Annotated in this window: 22 protein-coding genes; 18 read left to right on the top strand and 4 right to left on the bottom strand. The window is 46.5% G+C overall.

Annotated features, from left to right (window positions below):
• Positions 1 to 66: 66 nt before the first annotated feature.
• From LZ23_RS15485 to LZ23_RS22840, 4 genes are read left to right on the top strand one after another with little or no spacing between them, the layout of a single operon-like run.
• A complete protein-coding gene (locus LZ23_RS15485; protein ID WP_045215633.1) occupies positions 67 to 1,446 on the top strand; it encodes a hypothetical protein in 1,380 nt (459 codons plus the stop codon).
• Between the two features lie 49 nt (positions 1,447 to 1,495).
• Entirely contained in the window at positions 1,496 to 2,977 is a 1,482-nt protein-coding gene (locus LZ23_RS15490) for an oligosaccharide flippase family protein (protein ID WP_052507437.1), read from the top strand.
• Positions 2,974 to 3,762: a lipopolysaccharide kinase InaA family protein gene (locus LZ23_RS15495; RefSeq protein ID WP_045215635.1), complete on the top strand. Its 789-nt coding sequence runs from the start codon at positions 2,974 to 2,976 to the stop codon at positions 3,760 to 3,762. Before LZ23_RS15490 ends, LZ23_RS15495 begins: the two co-directional genes overlap by 4 nt.
• On the top strand, positions 3,762 to 5,234 hold the full coding sequence (locus tag LZ23_RS22840; protein WP_052507438.1) for a WecB/TagA/CpsF family glycosyltransferase: 1,473 nt from the start codon (positions 3,762 to 3,764) through the stop codon (positions 5,232 to 5,234). The genes LZ23_RS15495 and LZ23_RS22840 overlap by 1 nt, the downstream gene beginning before the upstream one ends.
• 160 nt (positions 5,235 to 5,394) lie before the next feature.
• On the opposite strand, the gene LZ23_RS15505 is transcribed toward LZ23_RS22840, so the two are convergent.
• Together LZ23_RS15505 and LZ23_RS15510 are read right to left on the bottom strand one after the other, a co-directional pair.
• On the bottom strand, positions 5,395 to 6,381 hold the full coding sequence (locus tag LZ23_RS15505; RefSeq protein ID WP_052507439.1) for a metallophosphoesterase: 987 nt from the start codon (positions 6,379 to 6,381) through the stop codon (positions 5,395 to 5,397).
• Between the two features lie 79 nt (positions 6,382 to 6,460).
• Positions 6,461 to 7,594, bottom strand: coding sequence for a two-component system sensor histidine kinase NtrB (locus tag LZ23_RS15510; RefSeq protein WP_045215636.1), 1,134 nt, complete (start codon positions 7,592 to 7,594; stop codon positions 6,461 to 6,463).
• Positions 7,595 to 8,502: 908 nt separating this feature from the next.
• On the opposite strand from LZ23_RS15510, the gene LZ23_RS15515 reads away from it, so the two are divergent.
• Both LZ23_RS15515 and LZ23_RS15520 read left to right on the top strand, forming a co-directional pair.
• The gene (locus LZ23_RS15515) at positions 8,503 to 9,438 is read left to right on the top strand and encodes a DUF368 domain-containing protein (protein WP_045215638.1); all 936 of its coding nucleotides are present in this window, start codon (positions 8,503 to 8,505) and stop codon (positions 9,436 to 9,438) included.
• Between the two features lie 260 nt (positions 9,439 to 9,698).
• A complete protein-coding gene (locus LZ23_RS15520; protein WP_045215640.1) occupies positions 9,699 to 11,114 on the top strand; it encodes a mannose-1-phosphate guanylyltransferase/mannose-6-phosphate isomerase in 1,416 nt (471 codons plus the stop codon).
• A gap of 624 nt (positions 11,115 to 11,738) precedes the next feature.
• Here the strand turns inward: LZ23_RS15520 and LZ23_RS15525 are convergent.
• Complete coding sequence (locus tag LZ23_RS15525) at positions 11,739 to 13,577, bottom strand: SLC13 family permease (RefSeq protein ID WP_045215641.1); 1,839 nt, start codon at positions 13,575 to 13,577, stop codon at positions 11,739 to 11,741.
• Positions 13,578 to 14,138: 561 nt separating this feature from the next.
• On the opposite strand from LZ23_RS15525, the gene LZ23_RS15530 reads away from it, so the two are divergent.
• The 8 genes from LZ23_RS15530 (at position 14,139) to LZ23_RS15565 (ending at position 17,166) form a co-directional block, all read left to right on the top strand.
• A complete protein-coding gene (locus LZ23_RS15530) occupies positions 14,139 to 14,369 on the top strand; it encodes a hypothetical protein (RefSeq protein WP_045215642.1) in 231 nt (76 codons plus the stop codon).
• Entirely contained in the window at positions 14,359 to 14,646 is a 288-nt protein-coding gene (locus tag LZ23_RS15535; protein WP_045215644.1) for a type II toxin-antitoxin system RelE/ParE family toxin, read from the top strand. The genes LZ23_RS15530 and LZ23_RS15535 overlap by 11 nt, the downstream gene beginning before the upstream one ends.
• Before the next feature lie 320 nt (positions 14,647 to 14,966).
• On the top strand, positions 14,967 to 15,353 hold the full coding sequence (locus tag LZ23_RS15540) for a HEPN domain-containing protein (protein WP_045215647.1): 387 nt from the start codon (positions 14,967 to 14,969) through the stop codon (positions 15,351 to 15,353).
• On the top strand, positions 15,326 to 15,649 hold the full coding sequence (locus tag LZ23_RS15545; protein WP_045215649.1) for a nucleotidyltransferase domain-containing protein: 324 nt from the start codon (positions 15,326 to 15,328) through the stop codon (positions 15,647 to 15,649). The genes LZ23_RS15540 and LZ23_RS15545 overlap by 28 nt, the downstream gene beginning before the upstream one ends.
• A gap of 181 nt (positions 15,650 to 15,830) precedes the next feature.
• Entirely contained in the window at positions 15,831 to 16,040 is a 210-nt protein-coding gene (locus LZ23_RS15550) for a type II toxin-antitoxin system HicB family antitoxin (protein ID WP_045215651.1), read from the top strand.
• 1 nt (position 16,041) lies between these two features.
• Positions 16,042 to 16,269 carry a type II toxin-antitoxin system HicA family toxin gene (locus LZ23_RS15555; protein WP_045215653.1) on the top strand — a complete coding sequence of 76 codons (228 nt, stop codon included), beginning with the start codon at positions 16,042 to 16,044 and terminating at the stop codon, positions 16,267 to 16,269.
• A 316-nt stretch (positions 16,270 to 16,585) separates the two neighbouring features.
• Positions 16,586 to 16,774: a type II toxin-antitoxin system VapB family antitoxin gene (locus LZ23_RS15560; RefSeq protein WP_045215863.1), complete on the top strand. Its 189-nt coding sequence runs from the start codon at positions 16,586 to 16,588 to the stop codon at positions 16,772 to 16,774.
• A gap of 14 nt (positions 16,775 to 16,788) precedes the next feature.
• Positions 16,789 to 17,166 carry a type II toxin-antitoxin system VapC family toxin gene (locus LZ23_RS15565; protein WP_045215655.1) on the top strand — a complete coding sequence of 126 codons (378 nt, stop codon included), beginning with the start codon at positions 16,789 to 16,791 and terminating at the stop codon, positions 17,164 to 17,166.
• A 543-nt stretch (positions 17,167 to 17,709) separates the two neighbouring features.
• On the opposite strand, the gene LZ23_RS24205 is transcribed toward LZ23_RS15565, so the two are convergent.
• The gene (locus LZ23_RS24205) at positions 17,710 to 17,865 is read right to left on the bottom strand and encodes a hypothetical protein (RefSeq protein WP_157493270.1); all 156 of its coding nucleotides are present in this window, start codon (positions 17,863 to 17,865) and stop codon (positions 17,710 to 17,712) included.
• A 67-nt stretch (positions 17,866 to 17,932) separates the two neighbouring features.
• Between LZ23_RS24205 and LZ23_RS15570 the strand changes: the two genes are divergently transcribed.
• The 4 genes from LZ23_RS15570 (at position 17,933) to pheA (ending at position 21,963) form a co-directional block, all read left to right on the top strand.
• Positions 17,933 to 18,148 (top strand): type II toxin-antitoxin system PemK/MazF family toxin, encoded by a 216-nt coding sequence (locus LZ23_RS15570; protein WP_157493271.1) that lies wholly within the window; start codon positions 17,933 to 17,935, stop codon positions 18,146 to 18,148.
• Between the two features lie 828 nt (positions 18,149 to 18,976).
• A complete protein-coding gene (locus LZ23_RS15575; protein ID WP_045215656.1) occupies positions 18,977 to 19,777 on the top strand; it encodes a 2-amino-3,7-dideoxy-D-threo-hept-6-ulosonate synthase in 801 nt (266 codons plus the stop codon).
• Positions 19,778 to 19,897: 120 nt separating this feature from the next.
• Positions 19,898 to 20,872, top strand: a complete 975-nt coding sequence (locus LZ23_RS15580) for a 3-dehydroquinate synthase II domain-containing protein (protein ID WP_045215658.1) — start codon at positions 19,898 to 19,900, stop codon at positions 20,870 to 20,872.
• Between the two features lie 2 nt (positions 20,873 to 20,874).
• The gene (gene pheA, locus LZ23_RS15585) at positions 20,875 to 21,963 is read left to right on the top strand and encodes a prephenate dehydratase (RefSeq protein ID WP_045215660.1); all 1,089 of its coding nucleotides are present in this window, start codon (positions 20,875 to 20,877) and stop codon (positions 21,961 to 21,963) included.
• The last annotated feature ends 4 nt before the right edge of the window (positions 21,964 to 21,967 follow it).

Below are 21,967 nucleotides of genomic sequence, written 5' to 3' on the forward strand. Positions count from 1 at the left end.
AACAATGGTTACGAATTTTTATTTTGCAGGGATGATGTATCACATTCGGACAACTGGAACAGGACTATGACCCCTCTGGTTCCCTTAGTCATGTTCGGCTGGCTGCCGTTTGTCATCTGGCTTTTCAGAGTGCTCAGGGCCAGGCATGCAGTTATTGCAGGGTTTCTCCTGGGCTGGATGTTTCTGCCTCAGCATACCTTTGTCATTCCAGGCGTACCCAACTATTCCAAGATCATGGCCATGAGCCTGGGTATTCTGCTGGGGACTCTTCTGTTCAACAGTCAGGTATTATCCCGATTCCGCCTGCATATCCTTGATTTGCCGGTTCTTATATGGGGTTTCGTTCCTTTTTTTACTGCCCTGAGCAACAACCTCGGCGTTTATGACGGGTTGTCTGCAACCCTGGATCAGTTGACTACCTGGGGACTGCCGTACTTCATCGGCCGTCTGTATTTTTATGACAGACAGGCCTTGAAGGAACTGGCTTTTGGGATTTTTCTCGGTGGCCTGATATACATCCCCTTCTGTTTATGGGAGGTTGTCATGAGCCCCAGGCTGCACAGAATAATATATGGGTTTCACCCCCATGATTTTGGCCAGACCAAGCGTATGGGTGGGTGGAGACCCGTGGTCTTCATGGAGCACGGGCTCATGACTGCCATGTGGATGATAACTGCTTTTTTGAGCGGGTACCAGCTTTTTCGTTCAGGCTGGCTGCAACGTAAATTTCCAGACTGGAAGTGGTTCTGGCTGCCGGCACTGATTGTTTTGCTCATTACCATCATTTTAAACAAGTCCACGGGCGCCATGGGGCTTCTGGCCCTGGGACTGCTGGTGCTTCATGTGCTGTACTGGACCCGCTGGTCCCTGCCTTTGCTGGTGATTCTTCTGGTGCCGGTTATATATGTAGTGGCCAGAGGTACAGGTGCCTGGGACGGTCAGCACCTTATAGATGGCGCGGCGCGTGTGGCCAGCCCTGAAAGGACCGGTTCACTGGCTTTTCGCCTGGATAATGAAACCATACTGGTGGACAAGGCCACGGAGCGTTTTTTTCTGGGGTGGGGCGGTTGGGGCAGGTCCTTTGTGCGGGACGCTGAAGGCAGGCCTGTTTCAGTGCCTGACGGTCTGTGGATCCTGGCCTTTGGTCAGCATGGTGTAATTGGCCTGGCTTCCTTGTTGACCGTACTCATTATGCCACCCCTGCTGTTCCTGAGAATGTATCCCGTGGTCAGCTGGAGAGGACCGCCAGTGGCTCCCCTGGCATCCCTGCCTATTCTCATGGGTATTTTTACTGTGGACAGCCTGCTGAATGCCATGTTTAATCCTTTGATCCTGATCCTGGCTGGAGGGATCATCGGCTTGTGGATAAACCGGCATCAACAGAAAGCAGAAGTGTATGACAACAGGATGCAACTGGCTGCCAGGCCTGTGACACGTCTATTTTAAAAGGTCTTATCAACTTGAGAATTCAAAGTTCCTAAGGACAAATATAATCATGCCCACAGAAGCCAATACACATTCGGGGGGTCATAATTCCAGTCGCAGCCTTGCAATACGGGGCTCCATGTGGACCATGTTTGGTTATGGAGGTTCCCAGGTTTTGCGCCTGGGCAGCAATCTTATCCTTGCCAGACTGCTGTTTCCTGAAGCTTTCGGACTTATGGCCCTGGTAAACGTTTTTATGCACGGTCTGCAGATGTTTTCCGACGTAGGCCTTGGACCAAGCATAATCCAGAACAAGCGAGGCAGGGAGACTTCCTTTCTGCGCACTGCCTGGACTATTCAGGTTGTGCGTGGGGTGATCCTCTGGCTGGCTTCATGTGCCCTGGCCCTGCCTGCAGCCGCCTTTTTTTCAGTTAGTGATCCCATGGCTGAGAGTCTGGCAATGATGCTGCCCGTAGCCGGTATGACCGCTCTGATTGCCGGTTTTACCTCTACAGGAGTGTTTCTTTTAAACCGGTCTATGTCTCTGGGACGTCTTACCGGTTTGGAAATGGTTTCCCAGGCGGTTTCCATAGGGGTTATGATCGGATGGGCTTTAGTGTATCCCAGCGTGTGGGCCCTGGTGGCGGGCGGACTGGCTTTCAGCTTTACGCGCATGGTTCTCAGTCATTTCCTGAATCCGGGCCCCGGGGACTGGTTTGCCTGGGACCGCTCCTGCGCCGGTGAATTGTTTAAGTTTGGAAAATGGATTTTTCTGAGTACTCTGGTGACCTTTCTGGCTACCAATCTGGACCGGCTGATGCTGGGCAGACTTTTGAGCATGGCTGAACTGGGAGTGTACAGTATAGGTATGACCTTTGCAAGGGTTGCCATTCACACCTCCAGCAAGCTTAGTACTCTGGTGATTTTCCCACTGCTGTCCAGGCTGCAGGATGAACCGGATCGTCTCGTTAATGCCTGTCTCAAAGCCCGCAGACCAGTATTATGGGTCAGCGGAGCGGTTTGCGCTGGTTTTGCCATGGGTGCTCCTTTATTTTTTGAGACTCTCTATGATCAGAGATACCATGAAGCAGGCAGGATTTCTCAGTGGCTGGCCCTGTATACCTGGACTCATGTCCTGGTTTCCAGCATGGACCGCATTCCTCTGTCTCTCGGCAAGCCCAGGGTACTTTTTACTGCCAACCTGATTACCACCTGCTGCATGGCTCTGGCTCTGCCCGGATATATGCTTATGGGGCTGCAGGGATTCATTTTGGGCATGGCTCTGTCAAATATTGCGGCCCATATTTATCTCTTGAGCACTTTGCCTTTTGGAAGACGCGCAATGGTTCTTCAGAGCACAGGCTTTACTGTTGGTCTGTTTGTTTATTCCCTGCCTCTGATAATACTGCTGCGAAGCATAGACATCCAGCAGTCTCCTCTAATGCATGCTCTGACTGTTGGTATGGCCGCCAGTCCCCTGGTCCTGGCAGGAGCCTGGTTTGCCTGGAAAGCTGTCAAGTCTAAAGATAAACAGGAGAAATCAAGATCATGAAAAACAGCATACAGCAATGGCAGGAACTGGCCAGGCAGGTCAGCCTGGGTCAGGCTGCTGATATGAATATCTTGCGTGAGCGGGGCAGTGATGTGCGTATAGCCCGGGTAAGTACGGCCCATGACGGCAGTGTGGTGGTTAAGCTCTGGAACAGGCCAGGCTTGCGCGGGCTTGTCAGATACTTAAGCTGCAGCAGCGCTGCCCGCCGGGAGTGGACAGCCCTGAAGCGTCTGTCTGAATCCGGAGTGCCCGTACCCGAACCTCTGGCTTATATACCCAGGCTTTCGGGACCAGCAGCCCACACCCAGGCTCTTATTACCCGGGATCTGGGAGAATGCGGCGATGTCTTAGAGTACCTGAAAGAACTTATCCAGCAGGGCGATCAGCAAAAAGAGCAAGACTTTTGTGATGAGATTATCAGGGTCACTGCTGTCATGGTCCGCCTGGGACTTTTAGATACAGATCACCGTCTGCCCAACTTTGTGGTAGAGCCGGGAGGCAGCCCTGTTCGCCTGGATTTTGAGCTCAATGTTCGGCGGCCATTTCCCCGGTTATGGATCAGAAAATACGGTCTTATGCTGGGAACTCTTCTGGGCAGTTTTGTTTTTGCGGTCCAGCCGGATACACATAAGGTGCAGAGCTTTGCCGTCAGATTGCGCAAGACTCTGGAACCTCCAAAACCTGTTTTGCGAGTGGCAGAAAAAAGAATGCAGGAAATGCTTGAGCGCCAGGAACTGGAAACCGGTTTGCATATTAAGATTGATAATCCATGGGAGATGAACTGATGCCTTCACAAAAAAATATAGTTCAGCAGAACAGGATTCCACTGGTAGTCATGGGGATCCCCTTTCATGATATGACTTTTGAAGAGACTGTCGCATGGGCCATGGACAGAATCCGTTCAGGCAGGCCCGGTTATATTGTTACAGCCAATCTGGACTTTGTTATGCAGTCGCGCCGAGATCCTGAGCTGCAGCGTATCATGCTGGAAGCGGACCTTGTGGTGGCAGACGGCGCTCCTCTGGTATGGATTTCCCGAGTGTTCGGCCCAAAGCTCAGACAGAGGGTCACAGGCAGTGACCTGACTCCCATGCTGGCCATGGCATGCACAGATGAAAACCGAAGCATATTTGCTCTGGGAGCTGCTCCCGGAGTGTCTCAGAAGGCCATGCAGGTCTTATCAGAAAGGTATCCAGGCTTGCAGGTTGCTGGAACATATTCACCGCCAAAGGCAGATATCCTGGAGATGGATCATGAAGATATCCTCAAACGCATTCAGGATACTCAACCGGACCTGCTGCTTGTGGCCTTTGGAGCACCCAAGCAGGAAAAGTGGATTAATATGCATTTCCGGAAATGGAAAATTCCTCTTGCCATAGGAATAGGAGGCACTCTGGATTTTCTGGCAGGTGTTCAGCGCAGGGCGCCGCGGCTGGTACAAAAAATCGGCATGGAGTGGTTCTGGCGCATGCTTACAAATCCCCGGCGTCTTTTGGGGCGCTACGCCTCCAACCTGGCGTTTCTGACTACAGAGAGCATCAGGCTGAGCAGGCTGTCCCGGGGCAGCGGGCCAGAAAGAGAACAGCTGCCTCTGCCACAGGCTTCCATCCTGGAGAGTCTCCAGGCAGTCTCCATACCTCTGAAGCCCATGACATCCATCTTTGCCGTAGAGGCCTTTCTTGAACAGCTGCTTCCTGTAATTCAGACTCACAGTCCAGTGCTGGATCTCTCAGAGATCAAGGCTTTGAGCAGCCTGGAACTCGGGGGACTGGTAGTCTTAGACAAAACCTGCCGCAAATATAAGCGCAGGGTATTTTTATGGAATACCAGACAAAGCATTCAGCGCTATCTGCAGGCCTGCGGACTGACTGACTATCTAAGGATAGTGGATAATCTGGAGGAACTGCAGTCCCAGCTTGGGATGCTGCAGCAGATTGTCCGGGAAGGATCACTGGTGGACATGGGGCAGGGCTTTTTGAAGATCCGCATGCCACTGGAACTTACTGTGACCAATCTGGAAAATTTCCGGCAGAAGGTGGAGGGCATATGGGACAGAATGTCCGGCCATGGCGGATTAAACGAGATCACCTTTGATGCCCGAGAGCTGGAATATATTGACAGCGCAGCCCTGGGTTATCTGGTGGGGCTTAAGAAAAAGGCTCAGACACATGACATTGTTATGAAATTTGACGGATTCAGCGGCGCTGCCGGAAAGACCCTCAAGCTGGCCCGGCTGGAAAAGCTGCTGGGTGCATGATTGTTTATCGGGTTTTTGTAGATTTTGCATTTCATAATCCAAAACCATGACAGCAGGCGAGTTTTGTTCTTACAGGCGGACTATCCGGCAGCAAAATACCAAGTCTCTTATAGCTTAAATAGAATGTCGCTGTAGTATTACCAATTGATAAATATGATTTTCAACCTTCAAGAATATGCAGATTAATTTCAGGGGGGCAGTTCAACCGGGCAGGCAGGCCGGATGCGCCGCATCCCCTTGAAGTATAGCCCTGCATCCTGTCCAAGGCCCAGGCTCCTGCAGAATACTTTCTGGACACTGACGAGTTGGTGATAACAGGAATACCCCCTGGCAGACACATTTGACCACCATGGGTGTGTCCGCAGAGATATACGTCCACCCCGGCAAAAGAAGCCTGTCTGCATGCTTCCGGGGAATGGCAGAGCAGAATGCTGAAGGACTTTTGCGGAATCTGCTGCATAGCCCGGGGGATATCGTGAACGTGATAAAAGTGAGGATCGTCCACTCCGGCAATCCAGATTCTCTGCCCCTGGTTTTCTAAAGCGACAGATTCATTGAGAAGCATGCGTACTCCCATACTTTCAAGTCCGTGAACCATCTCCAGGAAATCATGATTTCCAAGGATCCCATAGATCCCGTAAGGGCATGAGATAGACTCAGTGAGAAACTGCATTTTTTCCAAGCAGGTCTGGTACTCCCGGTTGGTCTGAAAACGGTAGTCACCGGTAAGCACGCACAGATCGTATCGGCCGCGAAATTTTTCAAGGGCATCTTTTAATTTGTGGCATCCATCCGGTATGGCATCTGCGTGAATGTCTGACAGCTGCAAGATGCGCAAACCGTGAAAAGCCCCGGGCAGATTTTTGAAATTAAAGACATGCTCACGGATGCGATAGTTCAGACAATTGTTGCTGCAGCGCTTTGTCATGCCAGTAAGAAAAAGACCGTATTTGATGAGCAGGGGAAGGGTCTCGCTGTTTTCAGGGTGGAAGCGCAGACTGCCCCGGCCACCGTAAACTTTGGAAGAATGGTGTGCCTGGAGCATCAGGCGGTTCCCAACATAGCTTTGACCGAGTCTGTTAATCAGCTCGTTCAATTGGCCCGATCCCATGGTTGAGTAATCCGTTAGTTTTATTGATTGTGTCATCTTTTTTATCCTGCAAATGCTTCAATGATAGGCTTATTGAGAGTTAGAATGCTGTGTATCAGGTTTTCAGGGGTAAATATCAAGAATCCAGCCGGCAACACTCATCACTGGTTTGTTCTGGACAGCAGGGCAGGGAAATGGTTACCAGAGTACCCTTGTCTTCCGGGCTGGAGATATCAATCACACCCTTATTCACTATCAGAATGCGTTTGGCTATACTGAGTCCCATGCCTGCTCCCACAGCCTTGGTGGTGAAAAATGGGTCAAATATGTAGGGCATACTTTCCGAGGTAATGCCCCGGCCCTGGTCAGAGATACAGAGTACCACCTGGCTGTCTTTGTGATGGGCTGAGATGATTATTCGATTCCTGATTATGCCTTCAGAGTCTCCTGCTTCTATGGCATTTTCCAGAACAGCTTCCAAGACCTTTTTAATCTGCTGCATGTCTGCCCAGACCATCAGGTTCGTTTTCTCAGGTACATTTAACAATAACTCTGCGTGTTCCTTTTCAGCTCTGAGACTCATCTCGCTACAGAGAGGTTTAACCAGGGATTCTACAGACCAATGCTGAGGTTCTGGCAAACTTACAGAGGCGTATTCCATGACATAATGAGCCATGGACTCCAGCCTTCCGGCCGATTCCAGGATATACCCGACATAGTCCCGGGTTTTTTCAGATGATCCTGGTTGCTTCAAAACCAGATTGGCAAAGCCTCCGATGGCCATTATGGGATTACGGATCTGGTGCGCAATGGATAAGGTCAGTTTGTTGAGGCTTTCAGCCAGCAGTTTTTCAAGATTATTTTTTTCCTGCAGGGCATCCTTTTCACGATCATGCATATTTTTTAAGCTGGTCAGGTCCTGGATAAGGATTACCAGCCTCCATTCATCCTGGTCGTTTCTGAAAAATGAAGAAATGATATCTACGTATCTCTGTTTTCCGTCAGGCCTGGAATACCAGACCTGGCTGCGATAATTGACCTGCTCCTGCTGGATGACTTTTAAGAGGACGTCGTTGAAATCATTGTTTTCAGGGTTGTCCAGGAAAAGTATCTCGCTGCCTTTTTCAAGGAGCACCTCTCTGGAAATTCCTAATATTCTGCACAGGGCTGAGTTGGCAATCTCCACTTGTCCTTTTTTTTCGATAATCATCACCCCCGAAGGCATAGCCTCCAGGATATTGTCACTGATGATACTCTGCAGATTGTTCATATGCCCTTTTTGAAAAAGAAAATGTTTTTATAATACTGATATGAGCAACAATGGCCAGGGGATGAGGCAAACAGGGCTAAAAAGGGTTCCAAGGCATTCAAGTGCCTATACAGTAAATCATCTGAGCTATTCCCTTTTGTAAGCTCCTCACCCGGGCGGCCCGGGACCGAACGTGTGAGTAACTAAAAAATCAGCCTTAACACGAGATTGCTTCGCTTCGCTCGCAACAAGGATTGCCGCGCTCGAAGACTCGCTCGCAATGACAGCTGAGCTGTCAGGGATGTAGTTGCTGAAAACCTGTCACCCACGAGGGAGCCTAAGCGACCGAAGTAATCTGTATGGCAAAATCATAATGCTTTGAATTTATTGCTTATTTGGTTTTAGTTGCTTAGAAGCTCCTCACCCGGGCGGCCCGGGACCGAACGTGTGAGTAACTTAATGAGTCTGTCACTTTTCTGAAAATTGGGACAGTCCCCGCAAGGTACTATAAAACAGATTGATACTCCATTGGTTCCTGGAAGAAATTTGCTTCAATGAAAAAATTTACACAGCGAGGGACAGTCCCTGTGCCAGGCGCAAAGCTCCCATCTTTGAAGGAACTTTTCTGGCAAATGTGCATCAATCATAAGCAAAAATCGTGAAAATGTGAAAAATATAACCGTCTGATTTTATTAGCAAAACGATTCCAGTTACTTGTAAGGTAATATTATTTGAAGTCTATAAAAAAGTAAATCAAAATGCTTATCTTTAAGAGCTTACCTGTACTCATGAGTAAGGTAGTTGTTCCAATAGAATGCAAACAGGTTTACAAAGCACAATTAATGGGATAGTTGACACTACAATCTACCCCGGGCCGCCCGGGAGATGCATTTTAAATCTTAAAATTAAACAGGAACTCTCAATATTACATGTGGAAACTTTTTTTAAAGGGCTTTGGAATTGGTGCTGCCAGCATTGTACCGGGGCTAAGTGGTGGAACAATTGCCCTCATCATGGGGATATATGCCCGGCTGATTGGTATTGCCGGCAATATAGATCACCGTACGCTTGCAGGTTTTGTGCGCCTGGCGGGCAGGGGACATTTTGGCCGGGCCTTTGAATATGCCGTTCAGACCTGGCAACTGCATTTTCTTATCCCCATAGGAGCAGGAGCGCTGGTGGCGATTTTCAGCACGGCTTCATTGATAAACTTTGCAATTTCAAACTACCGTGGTTTTGTTTATTCATTTTTTTTCGGCCTGGTACTGGTTTCAATTTACTACCCCCTGAAGAGAGCAGGCAACATCAGGTTCAAGGAAGTCCTTGTTTTTTGTCTGGCATGCGCATTGATACTGCTGGCGCAGCTTTCTCCCTTATGGAGCGATTTGCAGGGCTTCAGCAATATTGGGGCGCTTCGTTTTTTTCTGGGAGGGGCCGTGGCCATGGCCACCATGCTGTTGCCGGGCTTCAGCGGTTCATTCATGCTGGTGGTCATGGGGGTTTATTTTGAGATTCTAACTGCTGTTGCAAGCATGGACCTGAAAGTTATTTCTCTGGTAGCCTTGGGCTGCGTGTTTGGATTGATCAGCCTGGCCAAAGTTATCCGTTTTTTGCTGACAAACTTTTATTCCACCACCATGTGTTTTCTGGCAGGCCTTATGTTTGGTTCTTTATCTGCCCTGTGGCCTTTTCAGAAAGAAGTGCAAATAAATGAAGATAAGCTCATCACTGCGGGTTATATTCTGCCTGAAAGCCTGGCCCAGGGCTGGCCATATTTCTTATGCTTTGTAACCGGAGCAGGTCTGGTTTTTTTATTTATTCTGATGGATATTAAGACAGGCCGACATAAAAAAGATGTAACATAATTGAGACTAATGCGGGCTGTGCCCACAAACCAATTTAAAAAAGGATCGTTAAGTTGGGGAGATAACCATCACTTTCAGGCTGAAGGCTGAAGGTTGAAGGCTGAAGGTTGAAGGCTGAAGGTTGAAGGCTTAAGGTTGAAGGTTGAAGGCTGAAGGCTGAAGAATAAGGATCTTGGGTATTGTTGCTCTTGTCAGGCTTTAAATTTTTTTTTTCTACAGGGTTGAGTCAGTAACTTACTAAATTCACAGGGGAGCACACCATGTTTTTACCAGTTATACTGGCCGGGGGGTCCGGCACTCGATTGTGGCCATTATCACGTAAGCTTTATCCCAAACAGTTTCTGGCTTTCGGTGGGGAGCTGAGCATGCTGCAGCAATCTGTAATGCGCCTTCAAGGATTGCAATGTTCAAGCCCTTTGCTGGTCTGCAACGAAGATCATCGTTTTTTGACTGCTGAACAAATGCGTCAAATGGGGCATGAGGACATAACCATTCTGCTGGAACCAGAGGGGCGTAACACTGCTCCAGCTATTGCCCTGGCAGCCCTGCACGCCACAAGCAATGGAAATGATCCTATTTTGTTGATCATGGCGGCAGATCACCATATTCAGGATCAGCAGGCTTTTCATGAAAGCGTGTCTAAAGCGGCAGACCAGGCTGGTAAAGACTGGCTTGTGACTTTTGGTATTGTTCCTGGATCTCCTGAGACTGGTTATGGATATATCCAGCGCGGACAGGAAATCCAGGGGCAGGCTTATAGAGTAGAGCGCTTTGTGGAAAAACCTGATTCAGATACTGCAGCTGCATATCTAAAGGCAGGGGATTACTACTGGAATAGCGGCATGTTTATGTTCAGGGCCGGTCGTTACCTGGAAGAACTTAAGAAGTTTGAGCCGGATATCCTGGCAAGTTGCAGCGCGGCCTTACAAAATGCCCGTCAGGATATGCATTTTGTAAGGGTGGATAAAGATGCCTTCAGTGCCTGTCCCAGTGATTCCATTGATTATGCTGTTATGGAGAAAACACAGGACGCTGCCATAGTGCCTATGGAGGCCGGCTGGTCGGACGTTGGATCCTGGTCATCTTTGTGGGATCTTTTACCTCGCGATGCTGAGGGCAATTCATGTAAAGGCGACGTCATAACACTGGAAACCAGTAATAGCCTGCTTTTGTCTGATAACCGACTGGTAGCTACGCTGGGAGTGCAGGATCTGGTGGTGGTGGAAACCAAGGATGCTGTTCTGGTGGCCCATAAGAACAGAGCACAAGAGATCAAGGCTCTGGTGAACCATATTAAAAGCAGCGGCCGCAGCGAGCACATCACCCACAGGGAGGTTTTCAGACCCTGGGGGTCCTATGACAGCATAGATGCCGGGGGCAGGTACCAGGTCAAACGAATCACGGTTAAACCAGGGGCCAAACTTTCCCTGCAAAAGCATCATCACCGGGCAGAGCACTGGGTGGTAGTTTCTGGGACGGCCATGGTCACTAATGGAGAAGAGTCCTTTCTGGTTACTGAAAATCAGTCCACTTATATTCCACTGGGCAGGACCCATTCCTTAGAAAATCCCGGTAAAATTCCACTGGAACTCATCGAAGTTCAGTCAGGTGCTTATCTCGGAGAAGATGATATAGTCAGGTTTGAAGACATTTATGGAAGATTAGAGAAGGATTAGGTGTATCTGCCTCGTTATTTTACAAGTAACTGAAATCGAATATCCAATAAATTCAGAGTATTATGGTTTTACCATACAGATTGCTTCTGTCGCTTAGGCTCCCTCGTGGGTGACAGGTTTTCAGCAACCACAACCCTGACACCTCAGGTGTCATTGCGAGCTAGTCTTCGAGCGCGGCAATCTCAAACGTGCTAAGGCTGATTTTTTAGTTACTCACACGTTCGGTCCTGGTCCGCCCAGGTGAGGAGTTTCTAAGTAACTAAAACCAAATTGTCAACAAAATCAGAGGGTTATAATTTTCACAATTTTAAGATTTTTACATATGATTGATTCTCAATTACCAGAAAAGTTCCGTCAAAGATGAGAGCTTTACGCCTGGCACAGCTTCCTGCCCGGAGGCTTACAGCCCGGAGGGGGACTGTCCCACGCTGTGTAAATTTTTTCATTTAAGCAAATTTTTCCAGGAACTAATGCAGCATTAATCTTGTTTGTAACACCTGCTGATATCAGAGAGAAAGCGCCTGGCCTTAAAGAAAGGAGCCATAAGAGTTCTGGACGCTGATCTCGCCCCAGTGAAATGAGAAGAGATTTCACGGGATAAACAGATCTCCGCAGATGGACAAATTAAAGAGGCCAGAATAAACTAATGAGCAGCACCCCACCAATGCTTAGAATTATGGTCAAGGGCAGTCCAAGCTTCCAGTAATCGCTGAATTTATACCCACCAGGTCCAAAGACAAGGGTGTTGGACTGATGTCCAATGGGTGTCAAAAAAGGCATTGAAGCTCCCACAGCCACTGCCATTAGAAAGGGATCCAGAGAAGTGTTCAATATCTCTGATATATTTATGGCAATGGGAGCCATAAGGACTGCTGCTGCAGCATTATTGATGAGGTTTGATAGGATCATGGTGGCTGCCAGCAGCAGGCTCAGAGTGAAAATGGCAGGCATTCCTCCAGAAAGTATTAAAATTTTGTCTGCTACCAATTGAGCTCCACCAGTGGCTTCCATGGCAGTGCCAACAGGAATCATGGCACCAAGAAGGATAATTATTGGCCAGTCAACACTCTTATAAGCTTCATTTAAAGTAACTATTCCCCACAGCAGCATGAAAAGTGCTGCTCCAAGAAGGGCTATATGAATCGGTAGGTAGCTAAGCGTAGCCATAAGAATTGCAAAAATAAATACAGCGATTACCAGAAAGGTGTTTTTGTAAGGCGCAAGGCTCAGCTCTCTTTCAGCTAAGGGGAAACATCCCATCTCATTAACGGCATCTTTTATGGAATCCGGTGCTCCCTGGAGCAGCAATACATCCCCTGCTTTAAATCTGATGCTTTTGAGCCTTTGCTTGAGCCTTGTTCCCTGTCTGGCAACGCCGAGAAGATTGATGCCGTATTTCCAGCGCAGATTAAGATTTATTACATTTTTTCTGATTATTGGTGACTCAAGTTGAACTACTGCTTCAGTGAGTTGCATTTTATCTGCCCGGATATACTCCTTGCATTCATCAGAATCATCATTTCTTTTTTTTGCCTTTTTCTCGTCTGAATCAATAAATTCTAAGCAAAGTTCCTTGCTGCCTACCAGTTCAAGTCCTGCTTCTTTAATTAGGACATCAAGATCTTCTGAGTCTGCCTCAACAATAAGGATGTCCCCTTCTGCAAGAATTTCAAAACTTGAAGGAGCAGCAATTTTCTTACCTGAACGGACAATACCGATAACTACTATTTCAGTATCAGGGAGGTATTCAAGGTCTCTTATGGTTTTGCCAATGACTTTTGATTTTTCTGGAATTACAACTTCAGTAAGATATGATTCAATCTGGAAAAGTTCATCCACGCTTCCCTGTTTCTTCCTGTCTGGAAGCATGAATCTGCTTAGCAGTACAATGAATACTATACCTGCTGCAGCAAGTCCGACCCCTACGGGTGAAAAGTCAAACATGGAAAAGGGAGGAAGGTCTCCCTGGGTTCTGTAAGAAGCAATGATAATATTGGGAGGTGTGCCAATCATGGTGGTCAGGCCTCCCAGGAGTGAACAAAAGGCAAGGGGCATAAGCAGCAGGGAGGGAGAGATATCGTTTTTTCTTCCCATCTGGATGGCAACAGGCATAAGCAGGGCCAATGCACCTACATTATTCATGAATGCAGACAAAACAGTGACCACGATACATAATGCTCCAAGAAGCAGAACAGGACTATGAGCCAGAGGAGAGAGTCTTTTGGCGATGATGTCAACAATTCCAGCGTTGCTTAAGGCCCTGCTTATTATAAGGACTACAGCTACTGTTACCACAGCAGGGTGGGAAAAACCAGTGAATGCCTCATCAGGTGAAATTATTCCACTGATTACCACTACAAAGAGAGCTGAAAGAGCTATGAGGTCATAGCGGATTTTTCCCTGAATGAATAAGAACAGACAAGCGCCAAGGACACAAAAGACTATTAATTGTTCAGTTGTCATTTTGTTAAGCTGCCTTTTTATGTGTTAAGGGGTGATGTTTACAGAGTGACGGAAAAGGAGTTATGATAATTACTTGTATTAACTGAGTGTTGTAAAGTCCTTATCCAGCATTCTGTTCAAAAAAATATAAACTTCAGAACTAGCCCGGGAAGTACTGGACCAGACCGACAAGTAACTTACACCCCTTGTTCCCAGGCTCCAGCATGGGAATGTTTCGTTCTTGGGGGGTAACTGCTTCTTCAAAGTGTGTTTAGAAACATAGAATAGCGATGAAACCAGGCTGGGGCCTGGTAACAAGAGCAGCAATATTAAATCTCTGGAAATAGTTCTGGGTCAGACCCCATTGCTTATTCAATGGCTTTATCTTTACAGTGACATCAATTACTTATATAAATTTCCACATACCTTCATTGATAGTTGTGGAGTATCGTCAGTAATATTAAGTGGTTACAGGGGAATGTTGGGGTCAGACCCCCATGCCCCAGTTACAATATACGCATCCATGGACAAAAATAATTACTTTCAGCTTTTAACTTGGTGCATATATACAAAGGAGTCTGTATGAACACTCATACTAGTACCCCCTTTCAACGGGCCATTGAGGCTGTGGAAGCCTTGCCCTTGAATGAAAGGGAAGACCTTTTGGCAACATTGAGACTGCGCACTATTGAAGAAAGAAGGGAGCAGATAGCAGCCAACGCACGCGAAGCCCTCCAAGCGGTCCGGCAAAAACGAGCTAGCTTTGGAAGTCTGGAGGATCTGAAAAAGGATCTTTTGTCCAATGAATTATAAGCTTGCCTGGACTCAAGGTTTCAAAAGAGGCTTCAAAAAGGCAACCAGAAACAACGAGCCCTTACAGGAAAAGATTTTTTCCGTATTGGATAATCTATGCAATAATCCTTTTGATGCAAAACTGAAGACGCATAAACTGCATGGAAAATTGATGGGGCTTTGGGCCTGTCATGTAGAGTATGACTGCCGGATTGTTTTTGCGTTTGAAAAAGATCCTGATTTAGGAAATGACCTGATCGTATTGATTGACATCGGAAAGCATGATGAGGTTTATTAGGTTTAACAGACTGTTAAGGGGCCGGCGTTAAGGACCAAGGTTCCTCAGCGGCCCAGATCACGCCCTGAATGAAGATTATTCAGCATAATGATATTAGATAGTTACAGAGGAATGTTGGGGTCAGACCCCAAAGTCAAATCTAAGAGTTCTGGACGCAGATCTCGCCCCAGTGAAATGAGAAGAGATTTCACGGGGTAAACAGATCTTCGCAGATAGGAAGAGATAAAACCTCTTATCAGCGTGAATCAGCGCAATCAGCGTCAAAAAAGTCTTTGCCGACAACAAAAATTTCGACCGGTTCAAGTTAGAACAGGATATATATGGATAAACATATCAAATATTGGATCGATTCAGCAGATCATGATCTGGATGTAGCCGCATCTCTTTTTGCTAATGCCAAGTATGACTGGTGTTTATTCATTGCCCATCTGGTATTGGAAAAGACCATGAAAGCTCTTTACGTAAAGTACAAAAATGATTTTCCTCCGCGCACCCATGATTTATTAAGATTAGGCGAAATGATCGGCCTTGGTTTGGATGATGAGACCATGGGATTTCTCGATTCAGTGAATACTTTTAATATATCAACCAGATATCCTGATGAGAAGTTAAGATTTTACAATCTTTGCACCAGAGAATTTGCGGCTGAAAACTTTATCCGGATCAAGGAGATAAGGAAATGGCTTCTGCAAAAGATATATCAGTGAAAAAGGCCCGCTTGTTTCTTGACTCACTGCGCGAGGCAGGAATTGACGTTTCTGAAGCATATCTATTCGGCTCGGTTGTCGCCGGGGTATCCCATAAGGATAGCGACATCGACCTGGCTGTGGTATCAAGTAAGTTTCAGGGGATTAGGTATCATGACATGAAAAAGATAAGCAGACACCGAAGAAAAATTGATCTGCGCCTCGAGATCCATCCTTTTTCCAGCCAGGAGGTCGAACAGGACCCACCTCAGTTTTATTTAAAAATTAAACAGGAAGGCCTGAGAATTCTTCCATGATTTTCAAATAAATCAGGGTGAACAGAATACCTTCAATGAAAAATGCGGCTTATCGATAATGATATCAAGTGATTACAGAAATAGTTAGGAAACAGTTTGGTTAACAGTTTGGGGTCAGACCCCCATGGCTTATCCATCGGCGGCATCAGATGGCTTAAATCCCCACAGAAAGGAGAATATTATGAAGTTTCGAGTTTTACTCCAGCCAGACACTGAAGATGGTGGCTTCAATATCAGTTGCCCTGCATTGCCAGGATGTCATTCTCAGGGAGAAACAGTGGAGGAGGCTCTTGCCAATATTCGTGAGGCCATTGAACTCAGTCTTGACGTACTCAATAGCCGCGCCAAAGCTCAGAATCCCAGGGAGCAGATTATGGAAGTAGCTCTCTAAAATGACACGGTTAGGCGGTTACTCCGGTACAGGAGTTGTCCGGGCTTTCCAAAGCGCTGGCTGGAAGGTGGTTCGGAAAAAAGGAAGTCATGTCTGCATGGAAAAGCCAGGACACGAGTCTATCCTTACAATTCCTGTGCATAAAGGAAAGGACGTCAAGAAAGGGACACTGCGCAACCTTATCAAAGATGCTGAAATGACAGTAGATGAATTTCTCAAATGTATTTGAAAAAGTTTGGATTCAAACTCCCATGCGTATACAGGGGGGCCATTGACACCGAGAGATGTTGCAAGTTAATACTCATTTATTGACACTGGCTGGTCTCAGAGGCCTAGCCAACTATCAGAGACCTGGCCCAGCAGACCCCAAAGTCAAAATGACAAAAGGAGTGCATAATGGAAGCAAGAGCCGTTAAAATTGGAAGCAATCTGGGAAATAGTTCGGAGAAATAGTTCGGGGTCAGACCCCCATGGCGACACAGGCCACAGTCAGAAAGACTCAGCTTCAGGCATCATCTTTACATCACCATGCAAGTGGAGGAATTATGCAAGAAACTATGGATATTGATCAGGAATTATTGAAAAAGGCTGCACAGATCCTGGGTGAAAAGGAAAAGTCGCGCTTGATCCAGATGGCGTTAGAGGCATTGATTGAAAGAGAAAATGCCCGAAACTTGGCACGGCTTGGTGGTAGCCAACCTGAATTGCGGCATGTACCGCGTCGCAGACTTTAAAAGGCAGCGTAGGGATGTATCTTGTTGACACATCTGTTTGGATTGATCATTTTAACAAAAGTGAACCGCTTTTGGTATCCTTTCTGAATGATAATGTAGTTTGTACCCATCCGTTTATTATCGGAGAAATTGCACTTGGCAATTTACGTCAACGTGAAATTGTAATTGGATATTTTCAGGGACTTCCTCAAGCATGTGTGGGTTCTGATTTTGAAGTTATGCATTTCATCAGCAAAAAAATGTTGCATGGAAAAGGCATTGGTTATGTAGATGCACATCTTGTGACAAGCGCCTTACTGATGAACAACATATATATTTGGACTCGTGACAAAAAACTGCTGAAAGCAGCTAAACAATTAAACATGGCATATATAGAGGACGATTCAAACTGAACAGCTTTTTCTCACCAAACATCTTTCCGTGTAGCGCAGATAACCGGTGAATATGTTATGTGCAAAAAGTCATTTCGTACCTGACAAGGGACAATATGTTTCCTTGAATTTTGGAAGACAATTTTTACTAAAAAGATAATAATATTAAAGTGTAATCAAGATTTTAACCAGAATCGATTGATTCTATCGCCAAAAATCGAGCCTTTTTGAGGTTTATAGCCAATCAGTCTAGCTTGTAAGAGGGTTCAGACCCCGGCCCCTATAAAAGGCGAGAGATCTTATCATTTTGGCCGAAAACCCGAATATAGAATTATCTACTTCATTGAGGATGCTGTGATTACGGTGACCATCATTGGTACTTGAGAAAACATTTACAATCGTGCCAACCGAAGAAAAAAATAGTATTCCATCGCCCATATTGAATGGGAAATTGAACTGGAAAATATCAATGATATCAGCTATCTATAGAAATTTTTGCATACCCTCAATGAAAAATTCGATGTATCGGCAATGATATCAAATGGTTACAGAAACAGTTTGGGGTCAGACCCCCATGCCGAGAAACTCCACAAACAGCTTGGGGTCAGACCTCGATGGTCCAAAAAGAAGAGAGTTGTCCACGAATCTGCACGAATGAGCACGAATAAGAATGAAGAAGGGATAAATATCTGCCTGGCTGATCGCCAGGACAGATAGCATTCGTCGCCTTTGGCGAAAGATTAGCGTAGATTAGTGAAAATTCGTGGATAAAACTCTTAGGTTACCCATGACCACCCCGCAGTACACTATCACGAACCAAGTCAAAGGCTATCCTTTCGAGGTTCAAATAGTCGACAATCCATCTATTACGGGAGTTGCCCTGGCCGATCAGGTCAAAAATCTGGATTGGCGCGCTCGGGGCATAAAGTTTGTGACCACAGTAGAAGAGGCCGTGCTCGAAGAGGTTTTTGCCAAGTTTGCTGCCCTATTGAGTGCAAGTTAGTTCCCATCCGGAAACTCCTATTGATACTTGCTGGTCTCAGAGACCTGGCCCCAACAAAAAACAGTTATTGGGTTATGTTTCAAAGGTAAAAAATACGTCGATTTGCCAAGGAGAAGAAAACATGAGCGTAATTTAAAATCCACAATATGTGGTCGATAACGAGCAAATCACCAAGGCTGTACTTTTAAGCACCGAGGAATGGGAGCAAGTATTATAAGAGCTTGAGGAGCTTGAAGATATCCGAGCTTATGATGCAGCCAAGGCCGAATCCCAGGAAACGGTGCTGTTTGAAGAGGCAGTGCGGCAGATCCAGGGGGATGGCAAAGAATGACCTATACGATTGAGATTCTGCGCTCTGCCCAGAAAAAACTCTCATAAATTGAGCCCAAGGAGCAATCGCGTATCATTGAAGCAATCCGAAAATTAGCAGGGAACCCCCGGCCTCCTGGTTGTAAAAAACTTTCCGGCAGGCCAGCTTGGCGAATTCGAGTTGGATCTTGTCGGGTTATTGATTTTTTTGAGGCCACGTTCGCTTAAATTGGAAAAAAACATTTTTTTTAAATTTTTTTGTTGACAAGACCAAATTTTTTCAATTAAGTCGATTTCCATGTTAAACAATTCTCTCAATCACAGTTTCACCAATTTTTATTTTTGGTATTTTTATTTTATCAGGACCTGTGGTCTGGAGGGAAAGGTTTACTCTTAAAACAACTGGTTTAAACTCAACAATCCAAAGGGCCGCAGGCAAAAGCCGGCGGCCCTTTTTTTGTACCATTTAAACGGGCTGCCACTCGAGCCTGGGCCTCCAAAACAACGGAGGGAACAAAAATGCATTTAGGAAAAAAACTCAGACTGGAAAGAATTTTCAATCGTAACACTGGAAGGACAATTATAGTGCCTTTAGATCATGGTGTTACTGTAGGTCCAATTTCAGGGCTTGTGGATCTGAGGGACACAGTGGGTAAAATAGCAGAAGGCGGAGCCAATGCCGTGGTCATGCATAAAGGTCTGGCCAGGTGCGGTCATCGAGGGGAAGGCAGTGATGTAGGGCTAATTCTTCATTTGTCTGCCAGCACATCCATATCTCCATATCCCAATGCCAAAACCCTGGTAGGTTCTGTGGAAGATGCCATCAAACTTGGAGCCGACGCAGTATCAGTTCATGTGAATCTCGGTGATGAGTCCGAACGGGATATGCTCAGAGATATGGGTATGATTGCTTCCAGGGCAAGCGATTGGGGCATGCCTCTGCTGGCCATGGTTTATGCAAGAGGCCCCAAGGTCAAGGATGAATATGACGTGGACGTGGTTGCTCATTGCGCCAGGGTTGGCGAAGAGCTGGGCGCCGATGTAGTCAAGGTGCCTTACACAGGTGATATGGACACATTCACCAAAGTAGTGGAGGCCTGCTGCATTCCTGTGGTAATTGCAGGTGGTCCCAAACTGGAAAATGGCCGGGACCTGGTCCAGATGGTGTATGATGCTGTTGCTTCAGGTGGAGCAGGCTTGTCCATAGGCAGAAACATTTTTCAGCACGACAATCCTTCCTTGCTTATAAAAACCCTGAATCAGGTTGTGCATAATGACCTGGAAATTGAAGATGCCATGGAAATGCTGGAAAAGGGTTAGTTTCTTTTGACGGCATTTTTTTTGTCCAAGAGAACTAACTTGTCGGGCAGCAGGTTGATCTGATTAAATTTGAACGCTGAATCTTGTACGTTGAACTTTCTTCAATCAGGATACAATTAAATGAAAAAGAAAATATATTTTAAAGCTGTACCTTTTGACAAAAAGATGGTCACTCTGGCCCTTGAGTCCGGAGTGGATGCCATTATTGCAGAAAATAAAGATCTGGAGGGCATTGCTGCTCTGGGCAGAACAGAAGTGCTGGACATTGAAGGATTCAACTTCATGGCTATCAATGAGAAACAGGATGAAGAAAAAGTTGTTGAACTTCTAAACACAGGCAGCAAAGTTGTATTGCTTAGAGATGTGGAAATAATTCCAGTGGAAAATATTCTGGCTCAGGCTGTCAATGTGGGCATGGAAGTGGACAGCCTGACAGGCTTGGAAACAGCTTTCGGCATTCTGGAAAAAGGAGTTGATTATGTGGTGGTTGGTGCTGACAGTGCTCAGGAGCTCAAAAATATGGTCAAAAGAGTAAAGCAGGACCAGGGCAAGGTGGATATTGTTTCAGCCAAGGTGCTGGAGATTTCTCCCATAGGTCTGGGGCATCGGGTATGCGTGGACACCATTTCCCTGTTGAAAACCGGACAGGGCATGCTGGTAGGCAACTCCAGCGCATTTACCTTTCTGGTCAATGCCGAGACCGAATCCAACCCTTATGTTGCAGCCAGACCTTTTAGAATAAATGCAGGCGCGGTTCATTCCTACGCATGCCTCCCCCAGGACAAAACTACCTACCTTGAAGAGCTATGCCCCGGCACAGAAGTGCTTATAGCCGGCCATGACGGGACCAGCTTTTCCGCAGTAGTGGGCAGAATCAAGACAGAAATTCGTCCCATGCTTCTCATTACAGCTGAATACGAAGGTAAAAAAGGCAGTGTTGTCCTGCAAAACGCTGAAACCATCAGGCTTGTAGGAGCCAATGGAGTTCCGGTTAGCGTGGTTAAACTTCAGGTGGGTGATGAAGTGTTGTGCAAGCTGGATCAGGCTGGAAGGCATTTTGGAATGCGCATCCAGGAAGAGATCAGGGAAGAGTAGTCATGAACCAGGAACAAAGTCTGAAACAAATCCGCCATGAGATAAGTACCATAGATGCGGGCATACTTGAATTGCTCAATAAAAGAGCTGTCCTCAGTCTTAAAGTCGGGGACATCAAATCCCAGTCAAAGGACAGTGTGTTTAAACCTTTCAGAGAGAAGGAAGTATTAAACGGCCTGGCTGTCAAAAATTCCGGTCCCCTGCCTGAAGAACATTTGCGGGCCATTTACAGGGAGATATTTTCATCATCCAGAAGTCTGCAGCAGAAACAAAGGGTTGCCTACCTCGGGCCTGAGGGAACTTTTTCCTATTTTGCCGGAGTGGAGTATCTGGGGCAAAGTGCTGATTTTTTTCCCAAACCAGGACTTGAAGATGTGTTCAGGGCAGTGGATATCCGAGAAGCTGAGCTGGGCATTATTCCTCTGGAAAACTCTCTCGAAGGCAGTGTGGGCCAGAGCCTTGATCTTTTTATGAAGTTTGAGGTTTTTATACACGCTGAGGTCTTCTGCCGCATCAGTCACGCTCTTTTGACCCAGGAAAAAGAAGCAGATCAGATTAAAAAGGTATACTCTCATCCCCAGGCCCTGCAACAATGTTCCACCTGGCTGAAAACCAATTTGCCCGGAATAGCGGTAATTCCTGATGAGAGCACGGCGTCAGCTGCGAGAAGGGCTGCTGGAGAAAAGGGCGCTGCTGCCCTTGGCCACAAAAATCTGGCCAGGATTTTTCACCTGAATATTGTTGAGCAGGGTCTTGAAGATGTACCGGATAACTGGACCAGGTTTCTAATCATAGGTGCTAATCCCCCTGAAACTGGCAGTCGGGAGAAAACTTCTCTTCTTTTTACAGTTACAGATAAGCCCGGTTCTCTCGTGACAGCATTGAATGTGTTGTCAAGAAAGGGAATCAATATGAAAAAGTTAGAATCACGGCCCATGCGTGTGGAAAAGTGGAGATATGTTTTTTTTACAGACGTTGAATGCGATTTGACTGCTGAAGAATACAAGGATGTTTTGAGCGAATTAGCTGAGAGCTGTCATTTCTTAAGAATTCTGGGGAGCTATCCCCAGGGACCTCAGATAACAGCTTAGCTCT

Origin of the sequence: Desulfonatronovibrio magnus (genome assembly GCF_000934755.1) — a bacterium.
Taxonomy (GTDB): Bacteria; Desulfobacterota; Desulfovibrionia; order Desulfovibrionales; family Desulfonatronovibrionaceae; genus Desulfonatronovibrio; species Desulfonatronovibrio magnus.

Bases quoted from the DNA above. Each gene is read 5' to 3' on its own strand.
- LZ23_RS15485 (WP_045215633.1), top strand. From the start codon at position 67: ATGACCCCTCTGGTTCCCTTAGTCATGTTCGGCTGGCTGCCGTTTGTC.
- LZ23_RS15490 (WP_052507437.1), top strand. From the start codon at position 1,496: ATGCCCACAGAAGCCAATACACATTCGGGGGGTCATAATTCCAGTCGC.
- LZ23_RS15495 (WP_045215635.1), top strand. From the start codon at position 2,974: ATGAAAAACAGCATACAGCAATGGCAGGAACTGGCCAGGCAGGTCAGC.
- LZ23_RS22840 (WP_052507438.1), top strand. From the start codon at position 3,762: ATGCCTTCACAAAAAAATATAGTTCAGCAGAACAGGATTCCACTGGTA.
- LZ23_RS15505 (WP_052507439.1), bottom strand. From the start codon at position 6,381: ATGACACAATCAATAAAACTAACGGATTACTCAACCATGGGATCGGGC.
- LZ23_RS15510 (WP_045215636.1), bottom strand. From the start codon at position 7,594: ATGAACAATCTGCAGAGTATCATCAGTGACAATATCCTGGAGGCTATG.
- LZ23_RS15515 (WP_045215638.1), top strand. From the start codon at position 8,503: ATGTGGAAACTTTTTTTAAAGGGCTTTGGAATTGGTGCTGCCAGCATT.
- LZ23_RS15520 (WP_045215640.1), top strand. From the start codon at position 9,699: ATGTTTTTACCAGTTATACTGGCCGGGGGGTCCGGCACTCGATTGTGG.
- LZ23_RS15525 (WP_045215641.1), bottom strand. From the start codon at position 13,577: ATGACAACTGAACAATTAATAGTCTTTTGTGTCCTTGGCGCTTGTCTG.
- LZ23_RS15530 (WP_045215642.1), top strand. From the start codon at position 14,139: ATGAACACTCATACTAGTACCCCCTTTCAACGGGCCATTGAGGCTGTG.
- LZ23_RS15535 (WP_045215644.1), top strand. From the start codon at position 14,359: ATGAATTATAAGCTTGCCTGGACTCAAGGTTTCAAAAGAGGCTTCAAA.
- LZ23_RS15540 (WP_045215647.1), top strand. From the start codon at position 14,967: ATGGATAAACATATCAAATATTGGATCGATTCAGCAGATCATGATCTG.
- LZ23_RS15545 (WP_045215649.1), top strand. From the start codon at position 15,326: ATGGCTTCTGCAAAAGATATATCAGTGAAAAAGGCCCGCTTGTTTCTT.
- LZ23_RS15550 (WP_045215651.1), top strand. From the start codon at position 15,831: ATGAAGTTTCGAGTTTTACTCCAGCCAGACACTGAAGATGGTGGCTTC.
- LZ23_RS15555 (WP_045215653.1), top strand. From the start codon at position 16,042: ATGACACGGTTAGGCGGTTACTCCGGTACAGGAGTTGTCCGGGCTTTC.
- LZ23_RS15560 (WP_045215863.1), top strand. From the start codon at position 16,586: ATGCAAGAAACTATGGATATTGATCAGGAATTATTGAAAAAGGCTGCA.
- LZ23_RS15565 (WP_045215655.1), top strand. From the start codon at position 16,789: ATGTATCTTGTTGACACATCTGTTTGGATTGATCATTTTAACAAAAGT.
- LZ23_RS24205 (WP_157493270.1), bottom strand. From the start codon at position 17,865: ATGCTATCTGTCCTGGCGATCAGCCAGGCAGATATTTATCCCTTCTTC.
- LZ23_RS15570 (WP_157493271.1), top strand. From the start codon at position 17,933: ATGACCACCCCGCAGTACACTATCACGAACCAAGTCAAAGGCTATCCT.
- LZ23_RS15575 (WP_045215656.1), top strand. From the start codon at position 18,977: ATGCATTTAGGAAAAAAACTCAGACTGGAAAGAATTTTCAATCGTAAC.
- LZ23_RS15580 (WP_045215658.1), top strand. From the start codon at position 19,898: ATGAAAAAGAAAATATATTTTAAAGCTGTACCTTTTGACAAAAAGATG.
- pheA (WP_045215660.1), top strand. From the start codon at position 20,875: ATGAACCAGGAACAAAGTCTGAAACAAATCCGCCATGAGATAAGTACC.